This is a genomic window from Mesorhizobium sp. B3-1-9, from assembly GCF_006439595.1.
GTDB lineage: Bacteria > Pseudomonadota > Alphaproteobacteria > Rhizobiales > Rhizobiaceae > Mesorhizobium.
In genome coordinates this window covers 132,369-147,073 of sequence record NZ_VFTJ01000003.1, presented here as the reverse complement: position 1 = coordinate 147,073, position 14,705 = coordinate 132,369, and the positions used below count along the sequence as shown (strand labels likewise).

Here is a 14,705-nt window from a genome sequence, read left to right as displayed (position 1 = left end):
GCTCCCCCATTCGACAGTTGCAGGCTGCCGCAACCGATGTTGTCATTCCAGGGCGAAGCAGAAGCAAGGCTCCGTCGCGGAGACCCTGGAATCCATGAGCAGAATCTCCACCGCGGCGGCTGCTTTGAAGTCACGGAATGGATCCTCGGGTCTGCGCCGCGTCGCTTCGCTCCTTGCTTCCCCCCTGGATGACGAAGCGATAGGGATTTTGCGGCAGCACAGTTTACTCCCTCCAACCAATCCGCCGACATGATTTTCGCGCCCGCCCGGCAAATATCGAAACATCTTTCTGTGAACAATGTGTCACCACATAGGCGGCTTTTAGTGAACAGTCCACATCGTCTATCTGACTGGGTATTCAACCCATTCGGAGAACCGCCATGTCCATCAACTCTTCCATCGCCGGTACCGGCGCCCAGTCCAACAGTTCCACGACGATCCTGCTCGGCCGCATCTTGCTCGCGGCCATCTTCCTGCTTTCCGGCTTCGGCAAGCTCACCGCCATTTCCGGCACCGCCGGCTATTTCGGCGCGATGGGTCTGCCGGTGCCGACCGTGACGGCCGTTGTCGTCGGCCTGATCGAATTGCTTGGCGGGCTCGCTGTCCTCCTCGGTTTCCAGACCCGGATCGCCGCTTGGGTGCTTGCGATCTTCACCATTGCGACCGCTCTTGTCGCCCACACCGGTTGGGCCGATCAGAACCAGATGATCCATTTCATGAAGAACCTCGCCATCACCGGCGGTTTCCTGCTGCTCGCCTCGTCCGGCGCCGGCGCTTATTCGATCGACGCAAAGCGCGCCTGAGGCACTGTTGTTTGACGCAATTCCAGACGGAAAACCGCTTCGCACTTTTCCTGGAATTGCTCCCCTCCCAAGCCTTAAACGCGAGCGGCGCGGAATTTTCCGCGCCGCTTTTTCGTTGCAGGCGTAGACTGCAGCGGCAGCCGGCCTCATACGCCGGCAAGGGAGGTCGGCCATGTTTCGCAACGCGTTGCTTCTGGTCTCACGGCTTCTGTTGGCCGCGCTCTTCGTGCCGTCGGGCTTCCAGGCGCTCACCAATATCGGCGGCACGATCAGCTATTTCACGGGCCTCGGCCTGCCGCTGCCGACCTTGGCCGCCTGGGGCACAGGCCTGTTCGAGCTGATTGCCGGGCTTTTGATCCTTGTCGGTTTCCAGACGCGGATCGTGGCGCTTTTGCTTGCCGCCTTCTGTGTAGTTGCAGGTTTCATCGGCCATTACGGCCAAGGTGGTGAAGATGCGACCCTCGCCTTCCTTCACCAGCAGATGCTGATGAAGGACGTCGCCATTTCCGGCGGCTTCCTGGCGCTCGCCATGGCCGGCGCCGGCGCATGGTCGGCGGACGGGCGTGGGTTCGGGATCGGCGCCGACGTCACCTGATCCGTTACTTCACCGAAACGCTCGGCCCGCCCTCGACCGCCAGCATGAGCCGGCGGTTGGTGATACGTGCCAGTTGCGCCAGCCGGCCGGCTGGGCGCTCACCATAGAGGTCGGAAAGCGAGGCCGGCAGCACCAGGGCCAGCGCGCCGTTGCCGCGGCTTTCCCATTTCAGCCGCGGCATTACGCCGGGCATCGCCGCGGTGAGCAGATAGACCACGCGCATCATCGCCGCCAGGACGCGGGCGCGCTCGAGCAGCCTGGGCGGCGCCAGCGCCTTGATCTCCGGCGCGATGCCGTCGTTGAAGATGCCGTCATGGCGGTAGGCGTTGGCCAGGGCCAGGTAGGCGCGGCCGGGATGATCGACGCCGATGAAGGAAGCGTGCGCGATGATGTTGAGCGACTGCCTGCCGCGATATTCGGGATGCGCGCGCCAGCCGATGTCGGCGAGCAGGCAGGCGGCATGGCGGTAGCGCGCCTCGTCCTCCGTCTCGTCGATGCCGAAGGCCTTGAACGCCTTGCCGGTCCATTCGACCAGGTCATGCGCATGGTGCACCGAGCGCGAGCGTAAGAGCGCCAGTTCCTCCGCGGCCGAGATCAGCGGATCGGATTTCTGCTCCTCGGCGTCGAGCAGCGAATAAAGGAACCCCTCGCGCACGCCTTGCGCCGAGACGACGATCTTCGAGGGCTGCATCGCCGTCATGATCTCCTGCAGCACGACCGCGCCGTAGGGCAGCAGCGAGCGGCGGTTCTTGGAGACGCCCTCGATGCCCCTCACCTTCTCGACCTCGCCCTTGGCCACCTGCTTCAGGAAAGCCAGCGCGCTGTCGGCCGAAATCTCGTAGTTGTGCATGACGCCAAGCGGGTAGTTGGTCATCTCCATGTGCAGCCTGGCGAGGTTTCGCCAGGTGCCGCCGACGGCGTAGAAGACCCTACCCTGCCCACCCTTGAGCAGCTTTGCCCGCGCCAGTTCCTGGCGCGCGATCTTCTGCGCCTGGACGAGCGAGTTCTTTGCCATATCCTGCAGGCGCAGGCCGCCGAGCGGCAGTGTGATGCCCTCGCCGATCGTTTCGCGATTGATGTCGATCAGTTCGAGGCTGCCGCCGCCAAGGTCGCCGGAGATGCCGTTGGCCGGATGGAAGCCGGAAATGACGCCAAGCGCCGAATAATAGGCTTCCTGACGACCGGTGAGCACGCGGATCTCGGTCTTCAGAACGTCCTCGGCGCGATGGATGAAATCGGGGCCGTTGCCTGCCTCGCGCGCCGCCGCGGTGGCCAGCACATACATATGCTCGGCGCCGGCTTGATCGGAAAGCGCGCGAAAACGGCGGAATTCCTCCATCGACCGCGTCACCGCCTCGGGGTCGAGCTTGCCCGTCGAAACGATGCCGCGGCCGAGGCCGGCCAGCATCTTTTCGTTGAACAGAAGCGTGGGCGATCGTGCCAGCCCCTCATAGACGACGAGGCGGATCGAGTTCGATCCGATGTCGATGATCGACAGCGGCCGCCGGTCCTGAAGCCGGCCCTGGGAAACTGCAATCACGCGGCGCCGTTCTTCTTGCGGCGCTTGAACTGGGCGATGCGCTTGGGCGCATGCGATTTCAGCGCGTCGCCCCGTCCGGAGAGGCTCGGATTGGTCATGAAATATTCCTGCGCGTTGAACGGTTCTTCGCCTTCCTCCAGCACAACGCGCCGGGAGGTGCCGTCAGCCAATACGTCGAAACTTTGCTGGTTGTCCATGATGTTGCCCAGCATGATCTGGCCAAGCACCTGTTCATGCACAGTTGGATTGGTGATGGGCACCAGGGTCTCGACGCGGCGGTCGAGATTGCGCGGCATCATGTCGGCCGACGAGATGTAGACGACCGCCTCGTCCGACGGCAGGCCGTGGCCGTTGCCGAAGCAGAAGATGCGGCTGTGCTCGAGGAAGCGGCCGACGATCGATTTCACCCTGATATTCTCGGAAAGACCCGGCACCTGCGGCCGCAGACAACAGATGCCGCGCACGACGAGGTCGACCTCAACGCCGGCGCGGCTGGCGTCGTAAAGCGCGTCGATGATGGTCGGATCGACCAGCGCGTTCATCTTCATCCAAATGCGCGCCGGTCGGCCTTCGCGGGCATGGACGATCTCGTCCGAGATGTGTTTCAGGATGCGGTTGCGCAGCGTGAAGGGCGATACGGCAAGGCGCATCTCCTCGGCGGGCTCGGCATAGCCGGTGATGAAATTGAAGAGCTGCGCGACATCGCGCGCGATCGTCGGGTCGGTGGTGAAGAAGGACAGGTCGGTGTAGATGCGGGCGGTAACCGGGTGGTAGTTGCCGGTGCCGAGATGCACATAGTTGCGCAGGCGGCCATCCTCGCGGCGCACGATCAAAGACATCTTGGCGTGGGTCTTCAGCTCCAGGAAGCCGAACACGACCTGCACGCCGGCGCGTTCGAGGTCGCGCGCCCAGCGGATGTTGGCTTCCTCGTCAAAGCGCGCCTTGAGCTCGACAAGTGCCGTGACCGACTTGCCGGCCTCGGCGGCGTCGATCAGAGCGCGCACGATCGGGCTGTCGTTGGAGGTGCGGTAGAGCGTCTGCTTGATCGCCACCACTTCCGGGTCGGCGGCGGCCTGGCGCAGGAACTGCACCACCACGTCGAAGGACTCGTATGGATGATGGACGACGATGTCCTTCTCGCGGATGGCGGCGAAGCAGTCGCCGCCATGCTCGCGGATGCGCTCGGGAAAGCGCGGATTGTAGGGCGTGAATTTGAGGTCGTCGCGCGGAATGGCGACGATCTCGGAGATCTGGTTGAGCGCCAGCGGACCGGTGAGCACGCTGATGCGGCTCGACGAGACGCCGAGCTCGCCGGCGACGAAGTCCCGCAACGCGGCCGGCATCAGCGTGTCGAACTCGATGCGGATCACCGAGCCGCGCCGGCGTCGCTTCAGCGCCGTTTCGAACAGGCGCACCAGGTCTTCCGACTCTTCCTCGACCTCGATGTCGCTGTCGCGGATGATGCGGAACGTGCCGGAGCCCTTGACCTCGTAGCCGGGGAAAAGCTTGCCGATATAGATACCGACCACTTCCTCCAGCGGAATGAAGCGGACATGGTTCTTGCGGTCGGGCAGGCGGATGAAACGCTTGAGCGCCACCGGCAAGCGCAGCAGCGCGCTCATCTCCTCGCCATTCTTGCGATGGCGCAACTGCAGGGCGATGGAAAAACCGAGATTGGGAATGAACGGAAACGGATGCGCCGGGTCGATCGACAGCGGCGTCAGCACCGGGAAAACCTGTTCCTGGAAATGCTCCTCCAGCCAGGCCTTCTCGTCCTTGGTCAGCGCATCGCGGGTGATGCTTTCGATGCCTTCCTTGTTGAGCAGGACCATCAGCGCCGAGAGGCTCTTCTGCTGGTCCTCCTGCAGACGCTCGACCTCGCGCAGCAATTGCTCGAGCTGCTGCTCGGGCGTGCGGCCGTCGGGGCTCTTCAGCGCGATGCCCTCGCGCACCTGGCCGGCAAGGCCGGCGACGCGGACCATGAAGAATTCGTCGAGATTGGCGGCCGAGATCGACAGGAAGCGGACGCGTTCGAGCAGCGGATGATGCTCGTTCAGCGATTCCTCCAGCACGCGGCGGTTGAATTGCAGCCAGGAAAATTCGCGGTTGACGAAACGGTCGGGATTGCCCCCGTCCGGGCTTGCCGCCTCGACGGTGATGAACTCGCTCTGCACAGGCTTCAGTTCGTTCATGGTTTCCCGCTCTTGCCCGCAGCCGTCCCTAGGAGGCGCCGCATATTGCCGTTCAACGACGCTCTAACATGTCTTTGTGACGCATGATCGTCACGGAATCGCTCCGACACCGGCCCCATGCGCTTAACCGGCTCAACTTATCCTCTGCCAGCCTTTTGCGACAGTTTGATTTCATCGATCTTGCAAACGGACCTGTTATGCTCCAGATGCAGACTGGTCACACCCACTGGCCGAACCCAATTGGAGACGACGATGGCAGGCGGCAGCATTCCCCATTTCCAGAACGACGCGGGCCACCCGGTCATCGAGATCGGCGTCAAGGAATTCATGTGCACCGGCGCCAATCCGCCTTTCGACCATCCGCACGTGTTCCTCGACATGGGCGACGACAATGAAAAGGTCTGCCCTTACTGCTCGACGCTCTACCGCTATTCACCGTCGCTGAAGGTGACGGAAACGCAGCCGGCCGGCTGCCTCTATGTCGATCAGGCCGCCTGATCGCCCCGATCAACCATGACTGAAATAAGGTCCCGGCAGATCGTCATCGCCGGGGCTGGCATTGCCGGGCTCGTGGCGGCGCTTGCCTTTGCCGAGCGTGGCTTCCCGGTAACACTGTTCGAGCAGGCCAGGCAACTCGAAGCGGCCGGTGCCGGCCTCCAGCTTTCCCCCAACGCGACCCGCATCCTGCGCCGGCTCGGCGTGCTCGACCGCCTGCTGCCCAACGCGATCCGGCCGCAAGCGGTGGTGCTGAAGGACGCGGGAAGCCTGCGAGAGCTGGCGCGCGTGCCGCTTGGGGAAACCGCAGAAAAGCGCTGGGGGGCGCCCTATCTCGTGGCGCACCGCGCCGACCTGCAGGCGGCGCTGATGGCGGCGGTGGCGGAACGGCCCGGTATCGCGCTTGTCACCGGTGCGCGCGTTACCGGCTTTGCCGTCGACCCGCAAAGCGTTACCGCGACGGTCGAGATCGACGGCAAGGCGACGGATGTCGCATGCGGTTTGCTGGTTGCAGCCGACGGCGTTTGGTCTTCGCTTCGCGCGGGGCTTGCCAGGACGGCCGGCTTTGCGGCGAGTCGCTTTTCGGGTGAGCTCGCCTGGCGCGCGACGGTCCCTGCGGAAAGTGCCGCCGGCCAGGCCTTTGCGCAAATCGGCGCCGCAAACTGCGTCACCACCTTCCTGCATCCCGGCTTCCACATGGTCGCCTATCCGGTGAGCAAGGGCCGCGCCTTCAACCTTGCGGCCTTCACCAAGGGCGAGCGTATCGCCGAAGGCTGGTCCGGTCATGCGGACCCTGCGATCCTCTCAGGCGCCATCCGAGGCACGGCGGCGGCACTGTCGAGGCTCGTAGCACTCGCCGGCCCCTGGACGGCGTTCCCCATTCACACGGTCGAGCAGCGCCGCTGGGCAACGCCGGACGGCATCGCGCTGATCGGTGACGCCGCGCATGCCATGACGCCGTTCGCGGCCCAAGGCGCGGCGATGGGGATCGAGGACGCCTCGATGCTCGCCAATCTGGTCGCCGATTTTCCGGGCGATCCAAGGCAGAGCCTGACGGTTTGGGAGAATCTCAGACGGCCGCGCGTCGAAAAGGTGCTGAAACGCGGCGCGCTCAATCGCTTGGCCTGGCATGCCAGGGGACCGGTGGCGATCGCCCGAAACCTGGTGCTGGCGACGCGGCCGGCGGAGAAGCTCGCCGCGGACTTGGACTGGCTCTATGGCTGGGAGGAGCGGAAGGTGGTCAGGCGATAGAGCGGCAGGCGACCGGATAGGCGGCGCGAAGGAACGAGGCGCTCGCCAATTGTTACTAAAGCGCGTCGCGCTGAAGCGGATTCAGGCGACGCGCTTTAGCCTTTGTTTTCATGCATGTCGTTATCGCAAAACCGCTGCACACTTTTGCGCGACATGCATTAATCATACAACCGCAACGACCACCACAGCGTCACCGGCAGCGGGTTCCACCATCCCGTGCGCAGGCCGGCGGTGCGCAGCGCAGCCGCCGTCCAGGTGTTGCAGCCGACCAGGGCGTTGAAATGGCCGTTGGCTTCGTAGAAGCGGTCGTAGGTTGAATACCCAGCATTCTCGATCGCCATCGGGCCACCGGGCCCCTGCCGAAAACTCGCCGCGATATGGTCGAGCAGCGCCGCAAAATGCGCTTCGTCGATGTCGAAGCCGGCGACGGCGGGATGCTGCTCCTTGATCGCGCCGGCGACATCGACATGCATCACCGAAGCGTCGATGGTGAGCGCTTTCAACACCGGCGCGGCCTTCAGCTGCGACCATGTCGGGGTCTCCAGATAGAAGGCGCGGCCGCCCCAACCGAAGACGATGTAGCGCGCCCCCGGCGCCTCGATCGGCAGACCGGCGTCGGCGAGAAAGGCAAAGCGCCGGCGCACGCCATCATCGAGGGGCACGGCGATGTCGGTGTGGATCTGGTTCCTCAGCACCAATATGTGCCGCGTCCCCCCGCCTTCGGCGGCAGCCGGCCAGAGCGGGCGCGGCACCAGCGTGCCGAGCGCGGCGGCAAGCACCACCGCTACGACGAACATTGCCAGATATCGCAGGAATTTTCGCATCAGGCGCGGTAAGCCGGCCACATTTGTCGCAGCTCTCGAGATTGGCCGAACCCGTTCGTGACTTCGTCATCCTCGGGCTTGACCCGAGGATCCATGCCGTGACCTCTGCCTTAGGGCGCGACGGTGCAGAATTCTGAACCGCAGCAACACCTCGATGTCACAGCATGGATTCTAGGGTCCGCGCCGCGTCGCTTCGCTCCTTGCTTCGCCCTAGAATGACGAAGCCGAGGGGTGGTTCGAGCAACCTCCGAGCAACCTGTTACCGGGCTCCGCCTCAGTGCAGGATCTGGCTGAGGAAGAGCTTCGTGCGCTCATGGCGCGGATGGTCGAAGAACTCGGCCGGCGTGTTCTGCTCGACGATCTGGCCCTGATCCATGAAGATCACGCGATTGGCGACCTTGCGGGCAAAGCCCATCTCGTGGGTGACGCACAGCATGGTCATGCCTTCTTCCGCCAGCCCCACCATCGTCTCCAGCACTTCCTTGATCATCTCCGGATCGAGCGCCGAGGTCGGCTCGTCGAAGAGCATGATGCGCGGGTTCATGCACAGCGAGCGCGCGATCGCCACGCGCTGCTGCTGACCGCCCGAGAGCTGGCCCGGATATTTGTTGGCCTGCTCCGGGATCTTGACGCGCTTGAGGAAATGCATGGCGATCTCCTCGGCCTGCTTCTTCGGCATCTTGCGCACCCAGATCGGCGCCAGCGTGCAGTTCTCGAGGATGGTGAGATGCGGGAACAGGTTGAAATGCTGGAACACCATGCCGACCTCCCGGCGCACTTCGTCGATCTTCTTCAGATCGTTGGTGAGTTCCTTGCCGTCGACAATGATCTTGCCCTTCTGGTGCTCCTCCAGCCGATTTATGCAGCGGATCATGGTCGACTTGCCGGAACCGGACGGACCGCAGATGACGATGCGCTCGCCGCGCATCACCTTGAGGTTGATATCCTTCAGCACATGGAACTCGCCATACCATTTGTGCATGCCGACGATGTCGATGGCGACATCGGTAGTGGAGATGTGCATCTTGGCGGCGTTGACCTTGATTTCTTCCGCGCTGACGGCGTTTTCGGTGGCCATAACCTGTTCCCTTTTTATCGTTTATAGCCGGTGTCGAGCCGGCGTTCGGTGTACATTGAATAGCGCGACATGCCGAAGCAGAACAGCCAGAATACGAAGGCGGCAAAGATCAGGCCGGACTTCGCGGTCTGCGGCGTCGCCCAGTTGGCATCGGCGAAATTCTGCTTCACCACGCCGAGCAGGTCGAACATCGAGATGATCAGCACCAGGCTGGTGTCCTTGAACATGCCGATGAAGGTGTTGACGATGCCGGGGATGACCAGCTTCAGCGCCTGCGGCAGCACGATCAGGCCCATTTTCTGCCAGTAGCCGAGGCCGAGCGAGTCGGCGCCCTCATACTGGCCCTTCGGGATCGCCTGCAGGCCACCACGAATCACTTCGGCCATATAGGCGGCGGCAAACAGCGACACGCCGATCAACGCACGCAGATATTTGTCGAAGGTAACGCCCACGGGCAGGAACAGCGGCAGCATGACGCTGGCGAAGAACAGCACCACGATCAACGGGATGCCACGCACCGTCTCGATAAATATGACACTAAGCACCTTGATGATCGGCATCTTCGAGCGCCGGCCGAGCGCCAGGATCACACCGAGCGGCAACGACACCGCAATGCCGACAAAAGAAAGGCTGAGCGTGACCAGCAACCCACCCCAGCGCGCAGTCTCGACAGCCGGCAGGCCGAACACACCGCCGAGCAGCAGGAAGAAGGCGACGACCGGCAATCCTGCGAAAAGCAGGATCGCGTTCAGTCTTTTGCCCGGCACGCGCGGGATCAGCATCGGCACCAACAGCACCACGAACAGGATGGCGACCAGGATCGGCCGCCAGCGCTCCTCGATCGGATAGGTGCCGAACATGAACTGGCCGAACTTGGCGTTGACGAAGGCCCAGCAGGCGCCGGTCCAACCGTCGGGTTGGATGCCGCCTTGTGTGACGGTGGTGCAGACGGTGCGGTCCGGCCCGGTCCACTGGGCATTGAGGAAAGCCCAGCTGATGACCTGCGGCAGGATCCACAGCACAATGGCGATGCCGAGAATTGTGAGGACGGTGTCGCCGACCGAACCGACCAGGTTCTTGCGCACCCAGGCATAGGCGCCGCGTTCGGTAGGCGGGGCCGGCTGCGCAAGCGCCATCTCGGTGCGCACCCAGGACATGTCGTGTTCCTGCATGGCCCTACCTCTCCACCAGCGCCATTCTGGCGTTGACGATGTTCATGACAAAGGACGTCACCAGGCTCAGCACCAGATAGGCGATCATCATGATGAACACGCCCTCCACCGCCTGGCCGGTCTGGTTGAGGACCGTGCCGGCGGTCGCGGTGAGGTCCGGATAGCCGATGGCGATCGCCAGCGAGGAGTTCTTGGTCAGGTTGAGATACTGGCTGGTGAGCGGCGGGATGACGATGCGCATTGCCTGCGGGATGACCACAAGCCGCAGGATCGGACCGGAGCGGAGGCCGAGTGCCGCCGCTGCTTCGCTCTGGCCTTTGCTGACGCCCCTGATGCCGGCGCGCACGATCTCGGCGATGAAGGCCGCCGTGTAGAAGGAGAGCGCCAGCAACAGCGACAGGAATTCGGGCTTGACCCAGAAGCCACCGGTCAGGTTGAAGGTCGACTGCTTCGGAAAATCGAAGGTGAGCGGCATGCCGCTAAGCAGGTAGGCCAGCACCGGCAGGCCGACGATAAGCGTGACCGATGTCCAGAAGACCGGAAATTGCTGACCGGTCGCCTTCTGCCGCTGTCGCGCCCTGTGGGCGACGAACCAGGCCATTGCAATGGCGAGCAGCAGTGCGACGCCGATCAGCCAGGAGCCATCCCCCCAAACGGCGCGCGGAAAATAGAAGCCGCGCTGGTTGAGGAAGGAGCCGAAAGGCAGGTGGATGCTCTCGCGTGGCGGCGGCAGCACGGCCAGCACGCCGGAATACCAGAAGAAGATGACCAGCAGCGGCGGGATGTTGCGGAATATCTCGACATAGACGGTGCAGATCTTGCGGATCAGCCAGTTCTGCGACAGGCGGCCGATACCGATGGCGAAGCCCACGATGGTCGCAAGCACGATGCCGGCGACGGCAACGATGATCGTGTTGAGCAAACCGACGACCAGCGCGCGGAAATAGGTCGAGTCCGACGTATAAGCGATCGGCGTGTCGGAAATGTCGAAGCCGGCCCTGCTTCTGAGGAATTGGAAGCCTGAAGCGATGTGCAGGCGCTGAAGGTTCTCGATGACGTTGTTGACGATCCACCAGATCGAGCCAAAGAGGAGGATCACGACCAGCGTCTGAAAGAACAGGCTGCGTATTCTCGGGTCATTGATGAAGGAGCCGCGACTCGGCTCCCCGCGAAGAATTTCCTGCGAAGCCATGGACCGTCCCCTGGAAAGAGAAACCGGGAGGCAGACGACCTGCCTTCCGGATCACGTTTCAATCAGCGGATCGGCGGACCGTATTGCAGGCCGCCCTTGGTCCACAGCGCGTTGATGCCGCGCGCGATCTTGAGCGGGCTGCCCGAGCCGACATTGCGCTCGAACATTTCGCCGTAATTGCCGACCGCCTTGACGATATTGACAACGAAGTCGTTGGAGAGGCCGAGATCGGCACCGTACTTGCCGTCGGGTTCAGTGCCGAGAAGGCGCTGGATGTTCGGGTCGGTCGACGTCTTCATCTCGTCGACATTGGCCTGGGTGATGCCGGCTTCCTCGGCGTTGAGCAACGCGAAATAGGTCCAGCGCGCGATATGCGCCCACTGGTCGTCGCCCTGGCGCACGGCCGGGCCGAGCGGCTCCTTGGAGATGATCTCGGGCAGCACGACATGGTCGGCCGGCGAGGAGAGCGTCAGACGGATGCCATAAAGGCCGGACTGATCGGTAGTGTAAGCATCGCAGCGGCCGGCGTCATAGGCGGCGTTGACCTCTTCGAGCTTCTCGAACACGACGGGGTTGTACTCCATCTTGTTCTTCTTGAAGTAGTCGGCGAGGTTGAGCTCGGTTGTGGTGCCGCTCTGCACGCAGACGGCGGCGCCCGAAAGCTGCAGCGCGGAGTTCACGCCGGGCAGTTTCTTGGCGTTGATCATGAAGCCCTGACCGTCATAGTAGGTGATGCCGACAAAATCGAGGCCGAGCGCGCTGTCGCGGTTGCTGGTCCAGGTGGTGTTGCGCGAGAGGATGTCGATCTCGCCTGACTGCAGGGCGGTGAAACGCTCCTTGGCGCTGAGCGGCGTGAACTTGACCTTGGAGCCGTCACCGAAGACAGCGGCCGCAACGGCGCGACAGAAGTCCGCGTCGATGCCCTTCCAGTCACCCTTGTCGTCCGGCGCCGAGAAGCCGGCGAGGCCGGTCGAGACGCCGCACTGGATAAAGCCCTTCTGCTTCACGGTATCGAGCGTGCCGGCCGAAGCGGCGGACGCCATGAACCCGAGCGCGGCGGCGCCAAGAATGCCGATTGCAATGTGTTTCATGACCCACAGACCCTTTTCTGTTACAGGCGCCCCTATCGCCAGGCGACGCTTGATCTTTTTTCGTTTGTGAACGCAGCTCCCACTTCAAGGTCCACTCCCGGACCCGCATCGGTTGCCGATGCGCTGCCTCCCATTCACGAAACGCATCGAAGGCGATTATTCCTGTGAGGTCAAGGGAAATGACCGATTCCAGGGAGGTTTGAAAAGCAATAAGTTGCGCCGCCGCGAATCGGTGGTCCGGCGCCAGAATCCGCAGCGGCAATAGCGGTGCTTTACTGGGCTTGCGCGCCTTTGCATTGGCCCAGCGGAAGATCGGCTTTTGGCGGGCTCGGCGCGGTTGCGCCAGCATTGCCGCCGCTTTATGGCTGGTCCGCTGACATCATTCGACAGGCGACGAACCATGGCTAGAGACGGCATCGAAATGGGCATCAACACGCTGCTTGCCCATTCCGGCAACAACCCGCGCGACTATTTCGGCTTCGTGAACCCGCCGGTCGTGCATGCCTCGACGGTGCTCTATCCCGACGCCGCTTCGATGGCCAGGCGCAGCCAGAAATACACTTACGGCACGCGCGGCACGCCGACGATGGACGCGCTGACGCTCGCCGTCGATGCGCTGGAAGGCTCGGCCGGCACGATCGCGGTGCCTTCCGGGCTGGCGGCGGTGACGATACCGCTACTCACCTTTCTTGCCGCCGGCGACCACCTGTTGATCGTCGACAGCGTCTACCACCCGACGCGCCACTTCGCTGATACGATGCTGAAGCGGCTCGGCGTCGAGGTCGAATACTACGAGCCGCGCATCGGCGCCGGCATCGCATCGCTGATCAAGCCGAACACAAAGGTGGTGTTCACCGAATCGCCGGGATCGAACACCTACGAGGTGCAGGACATCCCGGCTATCGCCAAGGCTGCGCATGCTGCCGGCGCTATCGTGATGATGGACAACACCTGGGCGACGCCGCTCTATTTCAAGCCGCTCGACCATGGCGTCGACATCTCGATCCATGCGGCGACGAAATATCCGGCCGGCCATTCCGACGTGCTGCTCGGCACGGTGTCGGCCAACGAGACCCATTGGAAGCAGCTTTATGATGGCTTCTGCACGCTCGGCTGCTGTTCGGGACCCGACGACATTTACCAGGTGCTGCGCGGCTTGCGCACGATGGGAGTGCGGCTCGACCATCACCGCAAGAGCGCGCTCGAGATCGCGGGCTGGCTGGAAGAGCAGCCCGGCGTCGCGCAGGTGCTGCACCCGGCTCTGGAAAGCCATCCCGACCATGCGCTCTGGAAGCGCGATTTCTGCGGCTCCAGCGGCATTTTCTCGATCGTGCTCAACGGCGGCGGGCAGAAGGCGCAGCATGCCTTCCTCGATGCGCTCAAGATCTTCGGTCTCGGCTATTCCTGGGGCGGCTATGAGAGCCTCGCCGTTCCGGTCTTCCTCGGCGACCGCATACTTGCCAGGGGTTCGTATGCCGGCTCGCTGATCCGGCTGCAGGTCGGGCTGGAAGATGTCGAGGACCTCAAGGCCGATATTCTGCGCGGGCTGGCAGCGGCAGCCGCGGCCGGGTGACAGGCTAATCGGCGCAAGATTCCGACCGGCAGACAAGCCTCGGTCGAAGAAGTAGCATTGCCGATGCTACACTCGGGAACCTTTTGTCGGCAGGCGCATCCAATCGCGGATGTAACGTTGCCGGGAGATCGGGGCGAGATGAGACAGCCTGCTATTGAAGCCGCCGAAATCGGTGCGGCCAGGGCCGGCGACATGGCATTGGTCAGACGGGCGCTTTCGCGCGATCCGGGTGCGTTCCGCACTATCATCAAGACGCACAACCAGCGGCTCTACCGCATCGCGCGCGGCGTCGTGCGCAACGACGCCGAGGCCGAAGACGTCGTGCAGGAGGCCTATATGCGCGCCTTCGCCAATCTCGGTGCCTTTCGCGGCGAGGCTTCGCTTTCCACCTGGCTGTCACGCATCGTCATCAACGAAGCGCTCGGCCGGCTGCGCAAGCGCAAGCGCGTCGTAGCGATGCCCGAAAACCCGGAGGCGCAGATCATCCGGTTTCCCTTGAACCAAAACGACTTGAATCCAGGTGACGATCCGGAGCGGACGATGGCGCAGCGGCAGATTCTGGGACTTGTCGAACGGGCGACCGACAGCCTTCCCGATGTCTATCGCACCGTCTTCGTAGCCCGTGTCATCGAGGGCCTGAGCATCGAGGAAACCGCCGAGCTTTTGGGTATCCGGCAGGAAACGGTGAAGACGAGGCTGCACCGGGCGCGTGCCCTGGTGCGCAAGGCGCTCGATGACGAGATCGGCCCGTTGCTGCTCGACGCCTTCCCCTTCGCCGGCCGGCGCTGCGATCGGCTGACGCAGGCGGTGATGACAGGGCTCGGATTCGAGCACTAATTTCGGTCTTTTCCCGGGAACATTTCGTTCTCGCCCGCATCCAATGGCAGTCAACACCAGAT

General features: G+C 63.2%; 13 protein-coding genes. 6 read left to right on the top strand and 7 right to left on the bottom strand.

Features of this window, described 5'->3' with window-relative positions:
* Positions 1-380 precede the first annotated feature (380 nt).
* Together FJW07_RS06965 and FJW07_RS06960 are read left to right on the top strand one after the other, a co-directional pair.
* A complete protein-coding gene (locus FJW07_RS06965) occupies positions 381-803 on the top strand; it encodes a DoxX family protein (protein ID WP_140641014.1) in 423 nt (140 codons plus the stop codon).
* A 172-nt stretch (positions 804-975) separates the two neighbouring features.
* The gene (locus tag FJW07_RS06960) at positions 976-1,398 is read left to right on the top strand and encodes a DoxX family protein (protein WP_140855358.1); all 423 of its coding nucleotides are present in this window, start codon (positions 976-978) and stop codon (positions 1,396-1,398) included.
* Between the two features lie 4 nt (positions 1,399-1,402).
* Here FJW07_RS06960 and ppx read toward each other — a convergent pair whose 3' ends face one another.
* A complete protein-coding gene (gene ppx / locus FJW07_RS06955; protein WP_140855356.1) occupies positions 1,403-2,938 on the bottom strand; it encodes an exopolyphosphatase in 1,536 nt (511 codons plus the stop codon).
* Positions 2,935-5,130: an RNA degradosome polyphosphate kinase gene (locus FJW07_RS06950; RefSeq protein ID WP_140641008.1), complete on the bottom strand. Its 2,196-nt coding sequence runs from the start codon at positions 5,128-5,130 to the stop codon at positions 2,935-2,937. The genes ppx and FJW07_RS06950 overlap by 4 nt, the downstream gene beginning before the upstream one ends.
* 252 nt (positions 5,131-5,382) lie before the next feature.
* On the opposite strand from FJW07_RS06950, the gene FJW07_RS06945 reads away from it, so the two are divergent.
* Both FJW07_RS06945 and FJW07_RS06940 read left to right on the top strand, forming a co-directional pair.
* The gene (locus FJW07_RS06945; protein WP_140855354.1) at positions 5,383-5,628 is read left to right on the top strand and encodes a zinc-finger domain-containing protein; all 246 of its coding nucleotides are present in this window, start codon (positions 5,383-5,385) and stop codon (positions 5,626-5,628) included.
* A gap of 15 nt (positions 5,629-5,643) precedes the next feature.
* Complete coding sequence (locus tag FJW07_RS06940; RefSeq protein WP_140855352.1) at positions 5,644-6,876, top strand: FAD-dependent monooxygenase; 1,233 nt, start codon at positions 5,644-5,646, stop codon at positions 6,874-6,876.
* Between the two features lie 158 nt (positions 6,877-7,034).
* Here the strand turns inward: FJW07_RS06940 and FJW07_RS06930 are convergent, their stop codons facing one another.
* The 5 genes from FJW07_RS06930 to FJW07_RS06910 form a co-directional block, all read right to left on the bottom strand.
* On the bottom strand, positions 7,035-7,700 hold the full coding sequence (locus tag FJW07_RS06930; protein WP_140855350.1) for a TIGR02117 family protein: 666 nt from the start codon (positions 7,698-7,700) through the stop codon (positions 7,035-7,037).
* A gap of 274 nt (positions 7,701-7,974) precedes the next feature.
* Complete coding sequence (locus FJW07_RS06925) at positions 7,975-8,778, bottom strand: amino acid ABC transporter ATP-binding protein (protein ID WP_095768430.1); 804 nt, start codon at positions 8,776-8,778, stop codon at positions 7,975-7,977.
* A gap of 14 nt (positions 8,779-8,792) precedes the next feature.
* On the bottom strand, positions 8,793-9,950 hold the full coding sequence (locus tag FJW07_RS06920; RefSeq protein ID WP_140641002.1) for an amino acid ABC transporter permease: 1,158 nt from the start codon (positions 9,948-9,950) through the stop codon (positions 8,793-8,795).
* Between the two features lie 4 nt (positions 9,951-9,954).
* Positions 9,955-11,142 carry an amino acid ABC transporter permease gene (locus tag FJW07_RS06915; RefSeq protein WP_140641000.1) on the bottom strand — a complete coding sequence of 396 codons (1,188 nt, stop codon included), beginning with the start codon at positions 11,140-11,142 and terminating at the stop codon, positions 9,955-9,957.
* A gap of 62 nt (positions 11,143-11,204) precedes the next feature.
* Positions 11,205-12,233 (bottom strand): amino acid ABC transporter substrate-binding protein, encoded by a 1,029-nt coding sequence (locus FJW07_RS06910; RefSeq protein ID WP_140640998.1) that lies wholly within the window; start codon positions 12,231-12,233, stop codon positions 11,205-11,207.
* 400 nt (positions 12,234-12,633) lie between these two features.
* Between FJW07_RS06910 and FJW07_RS06905 the strand changes: the two genes are divergently transcribed.
* Both FJW07_RS06905 and FJW07_RS06900 read left to right on the top strand, forming a co-directional pair.
* On the top strand, positions 12,634-13,806 hold the full coding sequence (locus FJW07_RS06905; RefSeq protein WP_140710718.1) for a cystathionine beta-lyase: 1,173 nt from the start codon (positions 12,634-12,636) through the stop codon (positions 13,804-13,806).
* A 138-nt stretch (positions 13,807-13,944) separates the two neighbouring features.
* On the top strand, positions 13,945-14,643 hold the full coding sequence (locus FJW07_RS06900) for an RNA polymerase sigma factor (protein ID WP_140710720.1): 699 nt from the start codon (positions 13,945-13,947) through the stop codon (positions 14,641-14,643).
* The last annotated feature ends 62 nt before the right edge of the window (positions 14,644-14,705 follow it).

Bases quoted from the DNA above. Each gene is read 5' to 3' on its own strand.
- FJW07_RS06965 (WP_140641014.1), top strand. From the start codon at position 381: ATGTCCATCAACTCTTCCATCGCCGGTACCGGCGCCCAGTCCAACAGT.
- FJW07_RS06960 (WP_140855358.1), top strand. From the start codon at position 976: ATGTTTCGCAACGCGTTGCTTCTGGTCTCACGGCTTCTGTTGGCCGCG.
- FJW07_RS06950 (WP_140641008.1), bottom strand. From the start codon at position 5,130: ATGAACGAACTGAAGCCTGTGCAGAGCGAGTTCATCACCGTCGAGGCG.
- FJW07_RS06945 (WP_140855354.1), top strand. From the start codon at position 5,383: ATGGCAGGCGGCAGCATTCCCCATTTCCAGAACGACGCGGGCCACCCG.
- FJW07_RS06940 (WP_140855352.1), top strand. From the start codon at position 5,644: ATGACTGAAATAAGGTCCCGGCAGATCGTCATCGCCGGGGCTGGCATT.
- FJW07_RS06930 (WP_140855350.1), bottom strand. From the start codon at position 7,700: ATGCGAAAATTCCTGCGATATCTGGCAATGTTCGTCGTAGCGGTGGTG.
- FJW07_RS06925 (WP_095768430.1), bottom strand. From the start codon at position 8,778: ATGGCCACCGAAAACGCCGTCAGCGCGGAAGAAATCAAGGTCAACGCC.
- FJW07_RS06920 (WP_140641002.1), bottom strand. From the start codon at position 9,950: ATGCAGGAACACGACATGTCCTGGGTGCGCACCGAGATGGCGCTTGCG.
- FJW07_RS06915 (WP_140641000.1), bottom strand. From the start codon at position 11,142: ATGGCTTCGCAGGAAATTCTTCGCGGGGAGCCGAGTCGCGGCTCCTTC.
- FJW07_RS06910 (WP_140640998.1), bottom strand. From the start codon at position 12,233: ATGAAACACATTGCAATCGGCATTCTTGGCGCCGCCGCGCTCGGGTTC.
- FJW07_RS06905 (WP_140710718.1), top strand. From the start codon at position 12,634: ATGGCTAGAGACGGCATCGAAATGGGCATCAACACGCTGCTTGCCCAT.
- FJW07_RS06900 (WP_140710720.1), top strand. From the start codon at position 13,945: ATGAGACAGCCTGCTATTGAAGCCGCCGAAATCGGTGCGGCCAGGGCC.